The sequence below is a fragment of the Rhodanobacter sp. UC4437_H4 genome (assembly GCF_052978425.1).
In genome coordinates this window covers 854661-869766 of sequence record NZ_CM129673.1, presented here as the reverse complement: position 1 = coordinate 869766, position 15106 = coordinate 854661, and the positions used below count along the sequence as shown (strand labels likewise).

The following is a 15106-nucleotide window of genomic DNA, read 5'->3' as shown; positions in this document are numbered from 1 at the left end:
GCGCCGCTGGCAAGTGCCGCGATGGGCGGATTTAACTTGCACTCACGTGTCGTTGACAAGTGCCATCGCGAAAAAATCCCCGCGTGTCTGCACGTCATGTTCATGCGGACCATGACGTCTGCAGCGTCAATGCAAGTGCACGCTGGAATGACGGCGTAGCGCCTGCGCGAAGTTGTGCGGCAATGTCGTCGTCCAGCACCAGCAGCACGTCGGAGGCGCCGTCGCCGTCGACGACATCAAGCACGCAACCGACCTCGCGATCGTCGATGCGCAACGCGTCGCCGGCCTGCACCGGCTGCGACGTCGTGCCGCGGTGCAGGTGGCGCTTGTGGCCACCGCGAAAATGCAGTCGCGCCACGATTTCCTGGCCGGGATAACAGCCCTTGTCGACAGCCACCGCGTCGAGCCGCTGCAGCGACAGCGCAGCGGGCAACGACGTTCCGAGCATCGACGCCGGCAGCCACGGCCAACCGTCGCGCAACTGCAGCGCGCGCCATGCGTCGTCCGTGGAAGCGGTCGCGGAAACGAGCAGCGCATGCGAGCCGCAACCCAGCGAAACGGCGTCGCCTTCCATCGTCACCACATGCAACGGTTGCGCGGGGCCGGTACTCAAACCGCGCGCCGGCAGCGCGGTCAGCCGGACCCGGGAGCGGAACACGAATCGCTGCAGCGCCTCCACCATCGCCGCGGCTTCGCCGCCGCGCAACAGCAACAGGTAGCGTTGTTCTTCCAGCCGCGCCAGGTGGAACAGCGCACGCACGCGACCTTTCGCATCCAGCCAGGCGCTGAATTGCCAGCGGCCCACGGCGAGGCCATCCACCTTGCTGCTGAATTGCGCGTGCGCGAATGCGCCTGCATCGGGACCTTCGAGCAACAGTGTTTCGGCGATCGGGGATGCGTGCATGGTGTGGGAAGTTTGGGGCAGTCGCGCCGTTGCGCAAGTGAGCGGCATGGCCGCCATGCGGTGCGGCGCCCGCGGGCCGATGGTTGTGCTGTCCGGGGGCAAGTATTAATCTTCAGCGGCTGACAAACACCATGTCCAATACCTCAGTCCCCATCGAAACCACGCCTGCCCCCGTCAAGCCGGAGACGACCGCCAAGCCGGCCGATCCGCCGCCCGACAAGGCAGCCTTGGAGCGTCCGGCTCCGGACCCCACGCGCTACGGCGACTGGGAAAAGAACGGGCGCTGCATCGACTTCTGAGCGGGGCGCCCGGCACGGGGCGCGGCATCAAGGGGCGAATGCAGCAGGGATATCAGCGATTCCACAGAGGATAGCCGCCATGGCAGAGAAGCAACGACCGCTTTCCCCGCATCTGCAGATCTACCGCAAGCAGGTGCAGATGATGACCTCCATCACGCATCGCGCCACCGGCATCGCCCTCGCGGTCGGCGGCTTGCTGGTGGTCTGCGGCCTGCTGCAGCTTGCCGCCGGCGAAGATAGCTTCAACCGCTTCAAGGGCATCATCGGCAGCCCGGTCGGGATGGTGCTGCTGTTCGGCTGGAGCTGGGCGCTGTTCTATCACCTCTGCAACGGCATCCGGCACCTGATCCAGGATGCCGGACTCGGTTACGAGATTTCCCAGTTCGTGCGTTCGAGCTGGCTGTCGGTTGCCGGCAGCATCGTGCTGACCGCTGCGACCTGGGCCTGGGTAATGATGGCCGGAGGTGCGGCATGAACCTGCGTGTGGGAACCGACGACGTCCGCAGCCAGCTGCGCAATCCGATGAAACTCGCCCGCGGACTGGGTTCGGCGAAATCCGGCGTGGAGCACTGGTGGGTGCAGCGGTTGACTGCGGCCGCGCTGGTGGTGCTGGGCATCTGGTTCGTGATCACCGTGCTCGGCCTGCTGCACGCGGATTACGCGGCGGCGCGCGCGACGGTGGCCAAGCCGTGGAATGCGCTGCTGCTGATCGTGTTCGTGCTGACCATGTTCTGGCATGCCGTGCTGGGCTTGCAGGTGGTGGTCGAGGATTACGTGCACACCCGCTGGAAGGAGGTCGTGCTGCTCGTGGCGATCAAGTTCCTCGCGGTGCTGGGCGCACTGGCTGGCGTGCTGGCCGTGTTGCGCGTGGCGCTGACCCCCTGAGACGAAAACGCGAGGCCGGGATTCCATGGAAAGCTACAAGGTTCAGCAGCATCTTTATGACGTGATCGTGGTCGGCGCCGGCGGCGCCGGCTTGCGCGCCACCTTCGGTCTCGCCGAGAAGGGTCTCAAGGCGGCGTGCATCACCAAGGTCTTCCCGACGCGTTCGCACACCGTGGCGGCGCAGGGCGGCATCGCCGCCGCGCTCGGCAACATGAGCGAGGACAACTGGCGCTTCCACTTCTACGACACCGTGAAGGGCGGCGACTGGCTCGGCGACCAGGACGCGATCGAGTACATGTGCAAGCACGCGCCCGAAGCGGTGATCGAGCTCGAGCATTACGGCGTGCCGTTCTCGCGCACCGAGGACGGCCGGATCTACCAGCGTCCGTTCGGCGGCATGACCACGCACTACGGCAAGGGCACGGCGCAGCGCACCTGCGCGGCTGCCGACCGCACCGGTCACGCGATCCTGCACACCCTGTACCAGCAGGCGCTTGCGCACGATGCGACCTTCTTCGTGGAGTACTTCGCGATCGACCTGGTGTTCGACGCCGAGGGCGTGTGCCGCGGCGTGCTGGCGCTGGACATGAACGAAGGCACCATGCATTTCTTCCGTGGCCACGCGGTGGTGCTGGCCACCGGCGGTTACGGTCGGGCCTACCTGAGCGCCACCTCGGCCCACACCTGCACCGGAGACGGCGGCGGCATGGTGCTGCGCGCGGGCCTGGCGCTGCAGGACATGGAGTTCGTGCAATTCCATCCCACCGGCATCTACGGTGCCGGCTGCCTGATCACCGAGGGCGTGCGCGGTGAGGGCGGCTACCTCACCAACTCCGAGGGCGAGCGCTTCATGGAGCGCTACGCGCCGCATGCGAAGGATCTCGCCTCGCGCGACGTGGTCAGTCGCGCGATGACGGTCGAGATCAACGAAGGCCGCGGCGTCGGCGAGCACAAGGACCACATCTTCCTCAACCTGATGCATCTCGGCCCCGAGGTGATCCACGAGCGGCTGCCCGGCATCGCCGAGTCGGCGCGCATCTTCGCCGGAGTCGATGTCAGCAAGCAGCCGATCCCGGTGTTGCCGACCGTCCACTACAACATGGGCGGCATCCCCACCAACTACCACGGCGAAGTCGTGCAGAAGCGCGGAGACGACGTGGATGCCGTGGTGCCCGGGCTGTTCGCGATCGGCGAAGCGGCGTGCGTGTCGGTGCACGGCGGCAACCGGCTGGGCTCCAACTCGCTGCTCGACCTGGTCGTGTTCGGTCGTGCCGTGGCGCATCGTTGCGCCGAGATCATCCAGCCCGGCACGCCGCACAAGGATCTGCCCGCCACCGCGCTGGACAAGGCGCTGGAGCGCTTCGACCGCCTGCGCAACGCCAACGGCAGCACGCCCACGGCGGCGATCAGGCTGAACATGCAGCGCACGATGCAGCGCTACGGTGCGGTGTTCCGCACGGGCGAGACGCTGGACGAAGGCAGCCAGAAGATCTCCGAGGTGTTCAAGACGTTCGAGGACGTCAAGGTCAGCGATCGTTCGCTGGTCTGGAACACCGATCTGATCGAGACGCTGGAACTCGCCAATCTGCTCGAGCAGGCGGTGGCGACCATGCACTCGGCCGCGCAGCGGCCGGAGAGCCGTGGCGCGCACGCCCGCGAGGATTTCCCGGAGCGCGATGACGAGCACTGGCTCAAGCACACGCTGGTGTGGGTCGACCGCGAAGGTGCCACCCGCTTCGACTATCGTCCGGTGCACCTGGACACCTTGACCGACGAGGTGGCTTCGGTCCCGTTGGCCAAGCGCGTCTACTGAGTCGTTGCGTTCGATGTCACGTCCCGTTTTCGAGAATATGGAAGGGCAATGCCATGGGTGAATTCACGCTGCCACGGAACTCCAAGATCCAGCCCGGCAAGCATTACCCGGCCAAGGATGCGAAGAAGCCGCGCACCTTCCGCATCTATCGCTGGTCACCGGACGACGACAAGAATCCGCGCATCGATACCTACGAGATCGACCTGGCCGCATGCGGTCCGATGGTTCTCGACGCCCTGCTGAAGATCAAGAACGAGATCGACCCGACGCTATCGTTGCGCCGTTCCTGTCGCGAGGGCATCTGCGGCTCGTGCGCGATGAACATCGACGGCACCAACACGCTGGCGTGCATCTGCGCGATCGACAGCGTCGCCAGCGGCGACGTGAAGATCTACCCGCTGCCGCACATGCCCGTGGTCAAGGACATCATCCCGGACCTCACCCATTTCTACGCGCAGTACGCCTCGATCAAGCCGTGGATTCGCACGCAAAGCCCGGCGCCGGGCAAGGAGCGCCTGCAGTCGCCGGAAGATCGCAAGAAGCTCGATGGCCTGTACGAGTGCATCCTGTGCGCCTGCTGCTCCACCAGCTGCCCCAGCTACTGGTGGAATGGCGACAAGTACCTCGGTCCGGCAATCCTGCTGCAGGCCTACCGCTGGATCGTCGACTCGCGCGATGAAACCACCGGCGAGCGCCTGGACGACCTGGAAGACCCGTTCAAGCTGTACCGCTGCCACACCATCATGAACTGCACCCGCACCTGCCCCAAGGGGCTGAACCCGGCCAAGGCGATCGCCGAGATCAAGAAGCTGATGGTGGAGCGGCGCAGCGCATGATGCGTCGTGGATAAGGGCCGCCTGCGCTGGCGTGCCCGCCGCGGCACGCGCGAACTGGATGCCATGCTGGGCGGCTGGCTCGACGAGCGTTTCGAGCAGGCCGACGAGGCACAGCGGCAGGCGTTCGACGAATTGCTCGACACGCAGGACCCGGAGCTGTGGGACTGGATGATGGGCCACGCCCGTCCCGACCGAGCCGACTGGCAGATCATCATCGATGACATCCGCGCCCGCCATCGGCTTTGATTATTCCCCGTCGCGGCTGCTGCCGCGCTACCTGCTGCTGGTGGCGACACTCGCCGCGATCGCCGTGCTGGCCAGCGCCTTGCCGCCCTGGCTGCGCGCGGTGACGGTGGTTGCGCTGGCACTGGCGGCCTGGCAGGCGTGTCGCCGATTGGCGATGACTGTCGTGGTTGCCGCCGGCTGGAGCGCAGAGTCGGGCTGGACCCTGCATACCGTGGACGGCGAGGATCATCCCGCCAGCCTGGCTTCGTTCCGCGTGCTGGGCGATCTGGTGTGGCTGCGCATGCAATCGGCGCAGCACGGCATCTGCGTGCTGCTGCTGGCGCCGGACAACAGCGACGCCGACATCCGCCGTCGCCTGCGCATGCGCCTGGCGACGATGCAGCCGGGTGAGGCGCTGCCGCGCTGGTGAGGCAACTTCGTCGAATCGGCGCGGTCTTGTCGAATGACCGATAATGCCGGTCCGGGCGGCCCGCCCCGTGCCATCACCACAAGCGAATCGCCCATGTTCCGACCGCTCGAACTCTTCATCGGCCTGCGCTACACGCGCGCCAAACGTCGCAACCAGTTCATCTCCTTCATCTCCACCGTGTCGATCGTGTGCATTGCGATCAGCGTGATCGCGTTGATCACGGTGATGTCGGTGATGAACGGCTTCGACTACCAGATGCGCTCGCGCATCCTGGGTGCGGTGTCGCAGGCGACGATCACCAGCGTCGACGGCCCGATCAAGGACGTGCCGCGCGCGCTGCAGGTCGCCCAGGCCAATCCGCACGTGCTGGGCGCGGCGCCGTTCGTCGAATCCGAGGCCATGCTGATCGGCCAGCGCTCGGCCGGCGTGCGGGTGCGCGGCATCGACCCGGCGCAGGAGCCGAAGGTTGTCGACATCGGCCAGCACATGATCGAAGGCTCGCTCGACGACCTGCGTTCCGGCGACTGGAACATCGTGCTGGGCCGCGATCTGGCGATGCAGCTCGGGGTGGGGGTGGGCGACCGCGTGACCATGGCGGTGCAGGAGTTGCGCGCCACGCCGATGGGCGGCATCCCGCGCATGCGCAGCTTCCACGTCACCGGCACGTTCCAGCTCGGCATGGAGCAGTTCGATTCCGGCCTGGCCCTGGTCAACATGCGCGATGCCGAGAAACTCAATGATCTCACTGGTCCGACCGGCATCCGGCTGCGCCTGGACGATCTGTTCAGCGCGCGCCCGGTGGCGCGCGAACTGGCCAGTCAGTTGGGGCAGTACTACGGCGTGCGCACCTGGATGGACGAGAACGCCAACCTGTTCCATGCGCTGTCGATGGAAAAGCTGGTGATGTTCATCATCCTGTCGCTGATCGTGCTGGTGGCGGTGATCAACCTGATCTCGATGCTGATGATGCTGGTCACCGACAAGCAGGCGGACATCGCGATCTTGCGCACGCTCGGCGCCACGCCGCGCAGCATCATGGGCACCTTCATGGTGCAGGGCCTGCTGGTGGGCTTCGTCGGCATCGGCTTCGGCGTGGGCTTCGGCGCGCTGTTGTCGTGGAAACTGCCGGGCATCGTCAAGTGGATCGAGCACACCTTCCACGTCACCTTCCTGTCGCCGGACGTCTATTACATCAGCGAGGTGCCGAGCCGGCTGGACTGGCAGGACGTGGGCTGGACCGCGCTGCTGACCTTCGTGTTCGCGCTGCTGGCCACCCTCTATCCCGCCTGGCGCGCCTCGCGCACGCAGCCGGCGCAGGCCTTGCGTTATGAGTGAGAAATCCATGTCTCCCACCCGCGAAAACGTGCTGCGCGCCAGCCATGTGGCCAAGACCTACGCCGAAGGCGGCCTGCGCACCGACGTGCTGAGCGACGTCAGTTTCACCCTGAAACGCGGCGAGACGATGGCGATCGTCGGCGCCTCCGGCTCCGGCAAGAGCACCCTGCTGCACATCATCGGCGGATTGGACACGCTGACCGCCGGCGAAGTGGAGGTGGATGGCCGCGTACTGTCGAAGCTCTCCGACGCCGAGCGCGGCCGCGTGCGCAACCGGTCGCTCGGCTTCATCTACCAGTTCCACCACCTGCTGCCCGAGTTCACCGCGCTGGAGAACGTGTGCATGCCGTTGCTGATCCGCGGCACCGCGATCGCCGAGGCGCAGCGGCAGGCGGTCGGCTTGCTGGAGCGGGTCGGCCTGGGCGCGCGCACCCACCACAAGCCATCGGAACTCTCCGGTGGCGAGCGCCAGCGCTGTGCGGTGGCGCGTGCGCTGGTGACGCGGCCGGCCTGCGTGCTCGGCGACGAGCCCACCGGCAACCTCGACGAGGCGAACGCGGCGCAGGTCTACGAGCTGATGCTGGAACTCAACCGCGAAATCGGCACCAGCTTCATCCTGGTCACGCATGACCCGCACCTGGCCGCGAAGATGGATCGCACCCTGGTGCTGCACAACGGCGTGCTGCGGGAAGGTCCGGGCGCCTGACGTCAACGGCAGGAGCGCACCCCGGCGCACGCCTACAGCACTTTCAGCATCAGCGTCGCCGCTTGCACGCTAGGCTCGACGGTCTCCAGGACGGAACGGGCGATGCGGCATGGCGCGACACGGGGCGATCACGGTGGCGCTGGCCTTGCTGGCAGGCGTCTTGCTGGTGCAGGCGTGGCCGCGCCTGCCGTCGGTGTGGATCTGCCTGCCGCTCATCGTGCTGGCGTTGGCCTGGGCGTGGCGTTGTCCGCGCTGGCGCTGGCTGTGCGCCCTGCCTCTGGGTGTCGCCTGGGCGCTGTGGTGCGGCACGCAGGCGATGCAGGCCCGGCTGCCGCGCGCGCTGGAAGGCCGCGACGTGCTCGTCGTCGGCAGTCTCGACGGATTGCCGCTGGCGCGTACCGATGCCAGCCGCTTCACCCTGCGGGTCGAAAGCGCCCAACTGGACGGCCGGCCGCTGGCCTTGCACGGCCTGCTCACCGTGTCGTGGTACGAGGGCGCGCCGCCGCTCGCGCCGTGCACGCGTTGGCGCCTGCTGCTGCGCCTGAAGCGCCCGCGCGCGCTGCTCGACCCCGGCAGCACCGACAGCGAGCGCTCGGCGCTGGAGCGCGGCATCGTCGCCACCGGCTACGTGCGCGAGGATGAAGGCAATCGCCGCCTCCCGGGTCCGCGCTGGTGCGTGGACGGCACGCGCGCGGCGATCGCCCGCGGCATCGCCGCGCGCGTGCATGACCCGCACGATGCCGCGCTGTTGTGCGCCTTCGCGGTCGGCGACACGCGTGGCCTCGGCCAGCAGGACTGGGCGGTGGCACGGGCGAACGGCGTCTCGCACCTGATCGCGATCTCCGGCTTTCACGTCGGCGTGGCGGCGGTGTTCGGCGTGTGGCTGGCCTGGCTGGTCTACGCGTGGTGGCCGCCAGCGGCGCTGCGTCTGCCGCGGCCGCAGGCGCAGGCTGCCGCGGCGCTGCTGTTCGCCGTGGTCTACAGCGCGCTGGCCGGCTTCGGCCTGCCTACCGTGCGCACGCTGTTGATGATCGCGGTGGTGGCGCTGGCGCGTTGCAGCCGGCGCGGCAGCAGCGGGGCGCAATCGCTGGCGCTGGCGATGATCGCGATCCTGCTGGCCGATCCGTTGGCGGTGCTGGCGCCGGGGTTCTGGTTGTCCTTCGTCGGCGTGGCGTTCCTGATTCTCTGCCTGCAGGCGCAAGGCCGCGGTTGGCGTGCCTTCCTGCACGAACTCTCCGCCGGCCAGTTGCTGATGACCGTGGCGCTGCTGCCGCTGACCCTGTGGTTCTTCGGCCAGGCGTCGCTGGTCGGTGCGCTGTCCAACCTGGTCGCGGTGCCGGTGGTGAGTTTCGTGATCGTGCCGTGCGCGCTGTTCGGGATGCTGCTGTTGCTGCTGTGCCCGCCGCTGGCCGCGCCGGTGCTGTGGCTGGCCGCGCGGATCGTCCACGCGCAATGGTGGCTGTTCGAGCGCATGGCCACCTGGCCGGGGGCGCACTGGTATCTGCCGGCGGTGCAGCTCCACGCGCTGCTGCTGGCGGTGGTCGGTGCGCTGTGGATGTTCATGCCGCGCGGGGTGCCGCTGCGCTGGCTCGGGGCGGTGCTGTTCCTGCCGCTGCTGTTGCCGCCGCGCAGTACGCCGGCCGACGGAGCGTTCCGGTTGTGGGTGCTCGACGTGGGGCAGGGGCTGGCGGTGCTGGTGCGCACGCACGATCACCTGCTGGTCTATGACACCGGTGCGCGCTATCCCTCCGGTTTCGACCTCGGCGAGGCCGTGGTGTTGCCGGCCATCCACGCGCTGGGCGTGCCGCGGGTGGATACCCTGATGATCAGCCACGGCGACAACGACCACGCCGGCGGTGCGCAGACCGTTGCCGAAGCGTTCCCGCGTGCGCGCCGGCTGGCCGGCGAACCCGCCCGCATGCGCGTGCCCATGCAGCAGTGCGCGGCCGGACAGGCGTGGCAGTGGGATGGCGTGCGCTTCCGCGTGCTGAGCCCGGCGCCCGGCGGCGGCGACCGCGACAACGACAGCTCCTGCGTGCTGCTGGTGGAGGGACGCGGCGGGCGGGTGCTGCTGCCCGGCGACATCAGTTCGAAGGTGGAACCGGCGGTGGCTGCGGCGGTGGGGGCGGGCCTGCCGCCGGTGCTGGTGGTGCCGCATCATGGCAGCAAGACTTCCTCCGGTGCGGCCTTCATCGCGGCGTTGAGGCCGTCGCTGGCGCTGGTTTCCGCCGGTTGGCGCAATCGCTTCGGGCACCCGCGTGCGGAGGTCCTGGCGCGCTATGCCGAGGCGGGCGTGCCGTTGTTCAACACCGCCGTGGAGGGGGCCGTGGAGGTGGAGTTTCCCGCCGACGGGACGCCGCGACGGCAGCCGGGCTGGCGCCGGCAGCAGCCCCGCTACTGGCGCGAGTAGCATGGTGCGACGCCGGGATTGCCACGCCTGCCGCAGTACGCGCGAACGACGCTGCTATCATGCGCGCTTCCCCGGAGCGTGGTGCGGCGAGGACTGAAGGTGCTTGATATCCTGATGGCGGGCGGCTGGGCGATGGTGCCCATCCTGATCTGTTCGGCGGTCGCCCTGGCGATCGTGCTGGAGCGTTGCTGGACGCTGCGCCGCAGCTCGGTGCTGCCGCCCGGGCTGGGCGACGAGGTACGCCAGTGGGCGCGCTCGGGCCAGCTCGATCCCGGTCATCTGGAAGCCCTTGCCAACGGCTCGCCGCTGGGCGAGCTGCTGGCAGCCGCGCTCGCGGTGCGGCGGCAGCCGCGCGAGATCATCAAGGAGCGCATCGAGGACACCGGTCGCCACGTGGTGCACCGGATGGAGCGCTATCTCAACACGCTGGGCACGATCGCCCTGATCGGCCCGCTGCTGGGCCTGTTCGGCACCGTGATCGGCCTGATCCGCATGTTCATGGAGGTGATGGGCGGCGGCATCGGCGATCCCGCGCGGATGGCCGGCGGCATCGGCGAGGCGCTGATCTGCACCGCGTCCGGCCTGACCGTGGCGATCCCCGCCTACGTGCTGCACCGCTACTTCCGCTCGCGCGTGGCCGGTTACTGCGTGCTGATGGAAAAGCAGGCCACCGCCTTGCTGGACGACCTGACCCTGGCCGCGCCGGCACCCGCGCGTACCCGTCGCGCGGCGGCACCCGTCGCGCCGAGCGCGGGCTGAGGCACCGGCGATGCGCATCGGCAACGACCGCCGCGGAGACGATTTCGAGATCAACGTGATCCCGTTGATCGACGTGCTGCTGACCCTGCTGATGTTCTTCGTGCTCACCAGCACCTTCGTGCAGCATTCGCGGCTGAAGGTGACGCTGCCGCAGGCGAGCGTGCAGGAGCGCGACATGAACGCGCCGGCGCTGACCATCATGATCGACCGCGATGGCCGCTTCTTCGTCGGCAGCGACGAGGTGATGGGCGAGGGCATCGAGGCGCTCAAGCAGAGCCTCGCGCGCCATGCCGGCGACAGCCGCGACCAGGCGGTGACGATTCGTGCCGATGCCATGACGCCGAACCAGAACGTGGTGACCGCGATGGATGCACTGGGCCAGCTTGGCTTCACCCGCCTGTCGATCGCCACGACACCGAGCAAACCGGGCGCCGCGCAATGAACGCGGACCAGGCGACCGCGGCAGACGCGGGCAGCTGGCCGACCTACAAACGCCTGCTCGGCTACACGCGACGCTACTGGGCGATCGGCCTGGTGGCCTTCGTCGGCATGCTGGCCGACGGCGGCGGGCTGGCGCTGTTCACCGGGCTGATCAAGCCGATGATCGACAACCTGTTCGCGCAGAAGGACCCGTACCTGATCTTCTGGATGCCGATCTGGATCATCGCGATCTTCCTGGTGCGCTCGCTGGGCACCTTCGTCAGCGATTACGGCATCTCCTACATCGGACGGCACGTGGTGCAGGCGCTGCAGCTGGAAGTGTTCGCCGCGTACCTGAAACTGCCGGCGCCGTATTTCGGCAGCGAGCCGTCGGGCCAGCAGATCTCGCGCATCACCTACACCAGCGAACAGGTCGCCGCGGCGTCCAGCAGTGCGGCGAAGATCGCCATCACCGACGGCTTCACCGTGATCGCGATGCTGTTCGTGATGCTCTATTACAGCCCCTACCTGACGCTTTCGCTGCTGGTGATGGTGCCGGCGATCGCGCTGGTGGCCACGGTGGTGGCGCGCCGCTACCGGCAGATCAGCCGGCGCATCCAGGGCAGCATGGGTTCGGTCACGGGCACGGTGGAGGAATCCGTGGGCGCGCATCGCGAGGTGCGCGTGTACGGCGGCCAGGCGCACGAGGCCGAGCGTTTCGACCAGATCACCCGGCATACGCGGCGGCTCAACCTGAAGATCGCCGCCACCAACGCGGCGTCGAGCTCCACCGTGCAACTGGTGGCGGCCAGCGCGCTGGCGGCACTGGTGTTTCTCGGCACGCGGCCGCAGGTATTGGTCAACATGACGCCCGGCGTGTTCTTCGCCGTGCTCACCGCGATGGGCACCATGCTGCCGTCACTGAAGCGCCTCACCAACGTGCAGGCGAACATCCAGCGCGGACTGTCGGCGGCCGAGGACATCTTCGACGTGATCGACCTGCCGCCGGAGCGCGATGCCGGCACGCTGGAGCTCGAGCGCAGCCGCGGCGAGCTGCATTTCGTCGACGTCGGCCTGACGTATCCGCGCAGCCATGTTCCCGCCCTGCAGGAAGTCAATCTCGATTGCGCGCCCGGCACGGTCACCGCCCTGGTCGGACGCTCGGGCAGCGGCAAGAGCAGCCTGGTCAGCCTGCTGCCGCGCTTCAACGTGCCCGGCGCCGGGCGCATCGTGCTCGATGGCGAGGATTGCCGCAGCTACACGCTGGCGTCGCTGCGCAGGCAGATTGCCTGGGTCGGCCAGAGCGTGGTGCTGTTCAACGACACCGTGGCCAACAACATCGCCTACGGCGAGCTGGCCGGCGCCAGCGAGGCGGAAATCGTCGCCGCGGCCGAGGCGGCCAATGCGATGGAGTTCATCTCGCGCATGCCGCTCGGCATCCACACGCCGATCGGGCAGAGCGGCAACCTGCTCTCCGGCGGCCAGCGCCAGCGCATCGCGATCGCCCGGGCGATCCTCAAGAACGCGCCGATCCTGGTGCTGGACGAGGCCACCAGCGCACTGGATACCGAGTCCGAACGGCTGATCCAGCAGGCGCTGACACGGCTGATGAAGGATCGCACCACGCTGGTGATCGCCCATCGCCTGTCCACCGTGGAAGGCGCCGACCAGATCGCGGTGATGGATCAGGGCCGCATCGTCGAGCGCGGCACCCACGCCGAACTGCTCGCGCTGAAAGGGCAGTACGCCGCGCTGCACCGCATGCAGTTCCACGACGCCGCGGCCGTAACGGCCGGCGGCTGAGACGCCCGTCATGGCGCTGCCGGACACGCTCGCATCGGCCTGGTACGGCGGCGGTCGCGCGCCGTGGTGGACGTGGCCGCTGGCTGCACTCTACGGCGGCGTGATCCGGCTTCGTCGCGCGTTGTACCGCATCGGCTGGCTGCGCCGCGAGCGCCTGCCGGTGCCGGTGGTGGTCATCGGCAACCTCACCGCCGGCGGCACCGGCAAGACGCCGCTGACGATCGCGGTGGCCGCCAGCCTGCGCGAGCACGGGTTCCGGCCCGGCGTCGTGAGTCGCGGTCACGGCGGCACGCAACGCGAGCCGCTGCTGCTCGGCGGCTCGCCGGACCCGCGACAGGTCGGCGACGAACCTTGTCTGATCCGCGCCAGCGGCGTGCCGGTCGCGGTCGGGCGCGATCGTCCCGCGGCGGCAAGGCTGCTGCTCGACGCCGGCTGCGACGTGGTGGTGGCCGATGACGGCCTGCAGCATTACGCGCTGGCGCGCGACGTGGAGATCTGCGTGATCGACGGCGTCCGTCGCTTCGGCAACGGCAAGCTGCTGCCGCTCGGCCCGCTGCGCGAGCCGCTGGGCCGGCTGCGCAGCGTGGACCTGCGCGTATGCAACGGCGGCACCGCCGAGGCCGGCGAATATCCGATGCAGTTGCGCGGCGACGAGGCGGTGGCGCTGGAAGGCGGCGAGCGTCGCCCGCTGGCCAGCTTCGCCACCGGGCCGGCACATGCGGTGGCGGCCATCGGCAACCCGCAGCGATTCTTCGACAGCCTGCGCGCCGCCGGCATCGAGGTGATCGGGCACGCCTTTGCCGACCACCATGCGTTCAGCGCGGACGAGCTGGATTTCGCGGACGGCCTGCCGCTGTTGATGACCGACAAGGATGCGGTCAAGTGCCGGTCGTTCGCACGGCCGCACTGGTGGCGCGTGCCGGTGCGGGCGGAATTGCCGCCGGCCTTCCATGCCGCCTTGCGCGAACGCCTCGCGCGGTGGTGATCCGAAGAGTCCTGGCGCGGCGACTCCCTACGGCTGGGTGCCCGCCGCGCGCTGCGCAGGCTTGCGCCGCGATACTGCCTCGCCGGCCACGTAGACCCGCCGCGCCAGGTTGCCGCCGATCCAGTAGCACAGTTCCGCCGGCTGGCGCGCATTCCAGATCACCACGTCGGCGCGCTGGCCAGCCGCCAGCGTGCCGCGATCGGACAGACCCAGCGCGCGCGCGGCGTTGACGGTCACGCCGCGCAGCGCTTCTTCCGGGGTCAGCCGGAACAGCGTGCAGGCCATGCCCGCCGCCATGCGCAGCGACAGCAGCGGCGAGGTGCCGGGGTTGCAATCGGTGGCCACCGCCAGCGGCACGCGTTGTTCGCGCAGCAGGCCGATCGGCGGCAAGCGGGTTTCGCGCAACGCGTAGAACGCCCCCGGCAGCAGCACCGCGACGGTGCCCGCGGCGGCCATGGCGCGCACGCCTGCCTCGCCCAGATGCTCCAGGTGATCGGCCGACAGCCCGCCGAACTCGGCCACCAGGGCGGCGCCGTGCTGGTCGGACAACTGCTCGGCGTGCAGCTTCACCGGCAAGTCGAGTTCGCGTGCCCGCTCGAACAGACGACGAACTTCCGCGACGCTGAAGCCGATGCTCTCGCAGAAGCCGTCGACCGCATCGACCAGGCCTTCGCGCGCCAGCGCCGGCAGCATCTCGTCGCAGACCAGCGTCAGGTAGTCGGCCCGGCGATCCTTGAACTCCGCCGGCAGTGCGTGCAGGCCAAGGAAACTGGTGCGTACGCTGATGCCCAGCTCGCGGCCGAGCCGGCGCGCCACGCGCAGCATGCGGCGTTCGCTGTCCAGTTCCAGGCCGTAGCCGGATTTGATCTCCAGCGTGGTCACGCCGTCGGTCAGCAGCGCGCGGGCGCGCGGCAGCGCCTGCGCGTAGAGAAACTCTTCGCTGGCCGCACGGGTGGCCTTGACGGTGGAGGCGATGCCCCCGCCGGCGCGGGCGATCTCCTCGTAGCTGGCGCCATTCAGGCGCAGGTCGAACTCGTCGGCGCGCTCGCCGCCGAACACCAGATGGGTGTGGCAATCGATCAGCCCGGGGGTGACCAGGGCGCCGTCCAGCGATTCCACTTCGTCGGCCAGCGCCACCGGCGCGTCCGGCAGTTCGTTCATCCGCCCCAGCCAGGCAATGCGCCCGTGCTGCATGGCGATGGCCGCGTGCTCGACCAGGCCATACGGCGTTTCGCCGGCGAACGTCGCCAGGGTGGCGTTCAACAGCAGGCGGTCCCAGCGTGGTTGGGTCATCGG

At 68.7% G+C, this 15106-nt stretch carries 16 protein-coding genes; 14 read left to right on the top strand and 2 right to left on the bottom strand.

What is annotated here, in order from left to right; genetic code table 11:
- Positions 1-100 precede the first annotated feature (100 nt).
- Positions 101-904 carry a CAF17-like 4Fe-4S cluster assembly/insertion protein YgfZ gene (gene ygfZ / locus ACVCL3_RS04275; protein WP_447100523.1) on the bottom strand — a complete coding sequence of 268 codons (804 nt, stop codon included), beginning with the start codon at positions 902-904 and terminating at the stop codon, positions 101-103.
- Between the two features lie 131 nt (positions 905-1035).
- On the opposite strand from ygfZ, the gene ACVCL3_RS04270 reads away from it, so the two are divergent.
- From ACVCL3_RS04270 to lpxK, 14 genes are all read left to right on the top strand, one after another.
- The gene (locus ACVCL3_RS04270) at positions 1036-1203 is read left to right on the top strand and encodes a DUF1674 domain-containing protein (RefSeq protein WP_395117956.1); all 168 of its coding nucleotides are present in this window, start codon (positions 1036-1038) and stop codon (positions 1201-1203) included.
- Between the two features lie 79 nt (positions 1204-1282).
- Positions 1283-1678 carry a succinate dehydrogenase, cytochrome b556 subunit gene (gene sdhC, locus ACVCL3_RS04265; RefSeq protein WP_447100522.1) on the top strand — a complete coding sequence of 132 codons (396 nt, stop codon included), beginning with the start codon at positions 1283-1285 and terminating at the stop codon, positions 1676-1678.
- The gene (sdhD, locus tag ACVCL3_RS04260; RefSeq protein ID WP_395117960.1) at positions 1675-2088 is read left to right on the top strand and encodes a succinate dehydrogenase, hydrophobic membrane anchor protein; all 414 of its coding nucleotides are present in this window, start codon (positions 1675-1677) and stop codon (positions 2086-2088) included. Before sdhC ends, sdhD begins: the two co-directional genes overlap by 4 nt.
- A gap of 25 nt (positions 2089-2113) precedes the next feature.
- Complete coding sequence (gene sdhA / locus ACVCL3_RS04255) at positions 2114-3901, top strand: succinate dehydrogenase flavoprotein subunit (protein WP_395117962.1); 1788 nt, start codon at positions 2114-2116, stop codon at positions 3899-3901.
- 53 nt (positions 3902-3954) lie between these two features.
- On the top strand, positions 3955-4737 hold the full coding sequence (locus tag ACVCL3_RS04250; protein WP_395117964.1) for a succinate dehydrogenase iron-sulfur subunit: 783 nt from the start codon (positions 3955-3957) through the stop codon (positions 4735-4737).
- Between the two features lie 63 nt (positions 4738-4800).
- Positions 4801-4983: an FAD assembly factor SdhE gene (locus tag ACVCL3_RS04245; RefSeq protein WP_395121375.1), complete on the top strand. Its 183-nt coding sequence runs from the start codon at positions 4801-4803 to the stop codon at positions 4981-4983.
- Complete coding sequence (locus tag ACVCL3_RS04240; RefSeq protein ID WP_447100521.1) at positions 4955-5392, top strand: protein YgfX; 438 nt, start codon at positions 4955-4957, stop codon at positions 5390-5392. Before ACVCL3_RS04245 ends, ACVCL3_RS04240 begins: the two co-directional genes overlap by 29 nt.
- Before the next feature lie 93 nt (positions 5393-5485).
- A complete protein-coding gene (locus ACVCL3_RS04235; protein WP_395117968.1) occupies positions 5486-6727 on the top strand; it encodes a lipoprotein-releasing ABC transporter permease subunit in 1242 nt (413 codons plus the stop codon).
- 7 nt (positions 6728-6734) lie between these two features.
- Positions 6735-7433, top strand: a complete 699-nt coding sequence (gene lolD / locus ACVCL3_RS04230) for a lipoprotein-releasing ABC transporter ATP-binding protein LolD (RefSeq protein WP_395117970.1) — start codon at positions 6735-6737, stop codon at positions 7431-7433.
- Between the two features lie 109 nt (positions 7434-7542).
- Positions 7543-9843 carry a DNA internalization-related competence protein ComEC/Rec2 gene (locus ACVCL3_RS04225; protein WP_447100520.1) on the top strand — a complete coding sequence of 767 codons (2301 nt, stop codon included), beginning with the start codon at positions 7543-7545 and terminating at the stop codon, positions 9841-9843.
- Positions 9844-9957: 114 nt separating this feature from the next.
- The gene (locus tag ACVCL3_RS04220) at positions 9958-10602 is read left to right on the top strand and encodes a MotA/TolQ/ExbB proton channel family protein (RefSeq protein WP_447099465.1); all 645 of its coding nucleotides are present in this window, start codon (positions 9958-9960) and stop codon (positions 10600-10602) included.
- 10 nt (positions 10603-10612) lie between these two features.
- On the top strand, positions 10613-11044 hold the full coding sequence (locus tag ACVCL3_RS04215) for an ExbD/TolR family protein (protein ID WP_395117974.1): 432 nt from the start codon (positions 10613-10615) through the stop codon (positions 11042-11044).
- A complete protein-coding gene (gene msbA / locus ACVCL3_RS04210; protein ID WP_447099114.1) occupies positions 11041-12825 on the top strand; it encodes a lipid A export permease/ATP-binding protein MsbA in 1785 nt (594 codons plus the stop codon). Before ACVCL3_RS04215 ends, msbA begins: the two co-directional genes overlap by 4 nt.
- A 10-nt stretch (positions 12826-12835) precedes the next feature.
- Positions 12836-13810, top strand: coding sequence for a tetraacyldisaccharide 4'-kinase (gene lpxK, locus ACVCL3_RS04205; protein ID WP_447100519.1), 975 nt, complete (start codon positions 12836-12838; stop codon positions 13808-13810).
- A 27-nt stretch (positions 13811-13837) separates the two neighbouring features.
- Here lpxK and hutI read toward each other — a convergent pair whose 3' ends face one another.
- The gene (gene hutI / locus ACVCL3_RS04200) at positions 13838-15103 is read right to left on the bottom strand and encodes an imidazolonepropionase (RefSeq protein ID WP_447100518.1); all 1266 of its coding nucleotides are present in this window, start codon (positions 15101-15103) and stop codon (positions 13838-13840) included.
- Positions 15104-15106: the final 3 nt, after the last annotated feature.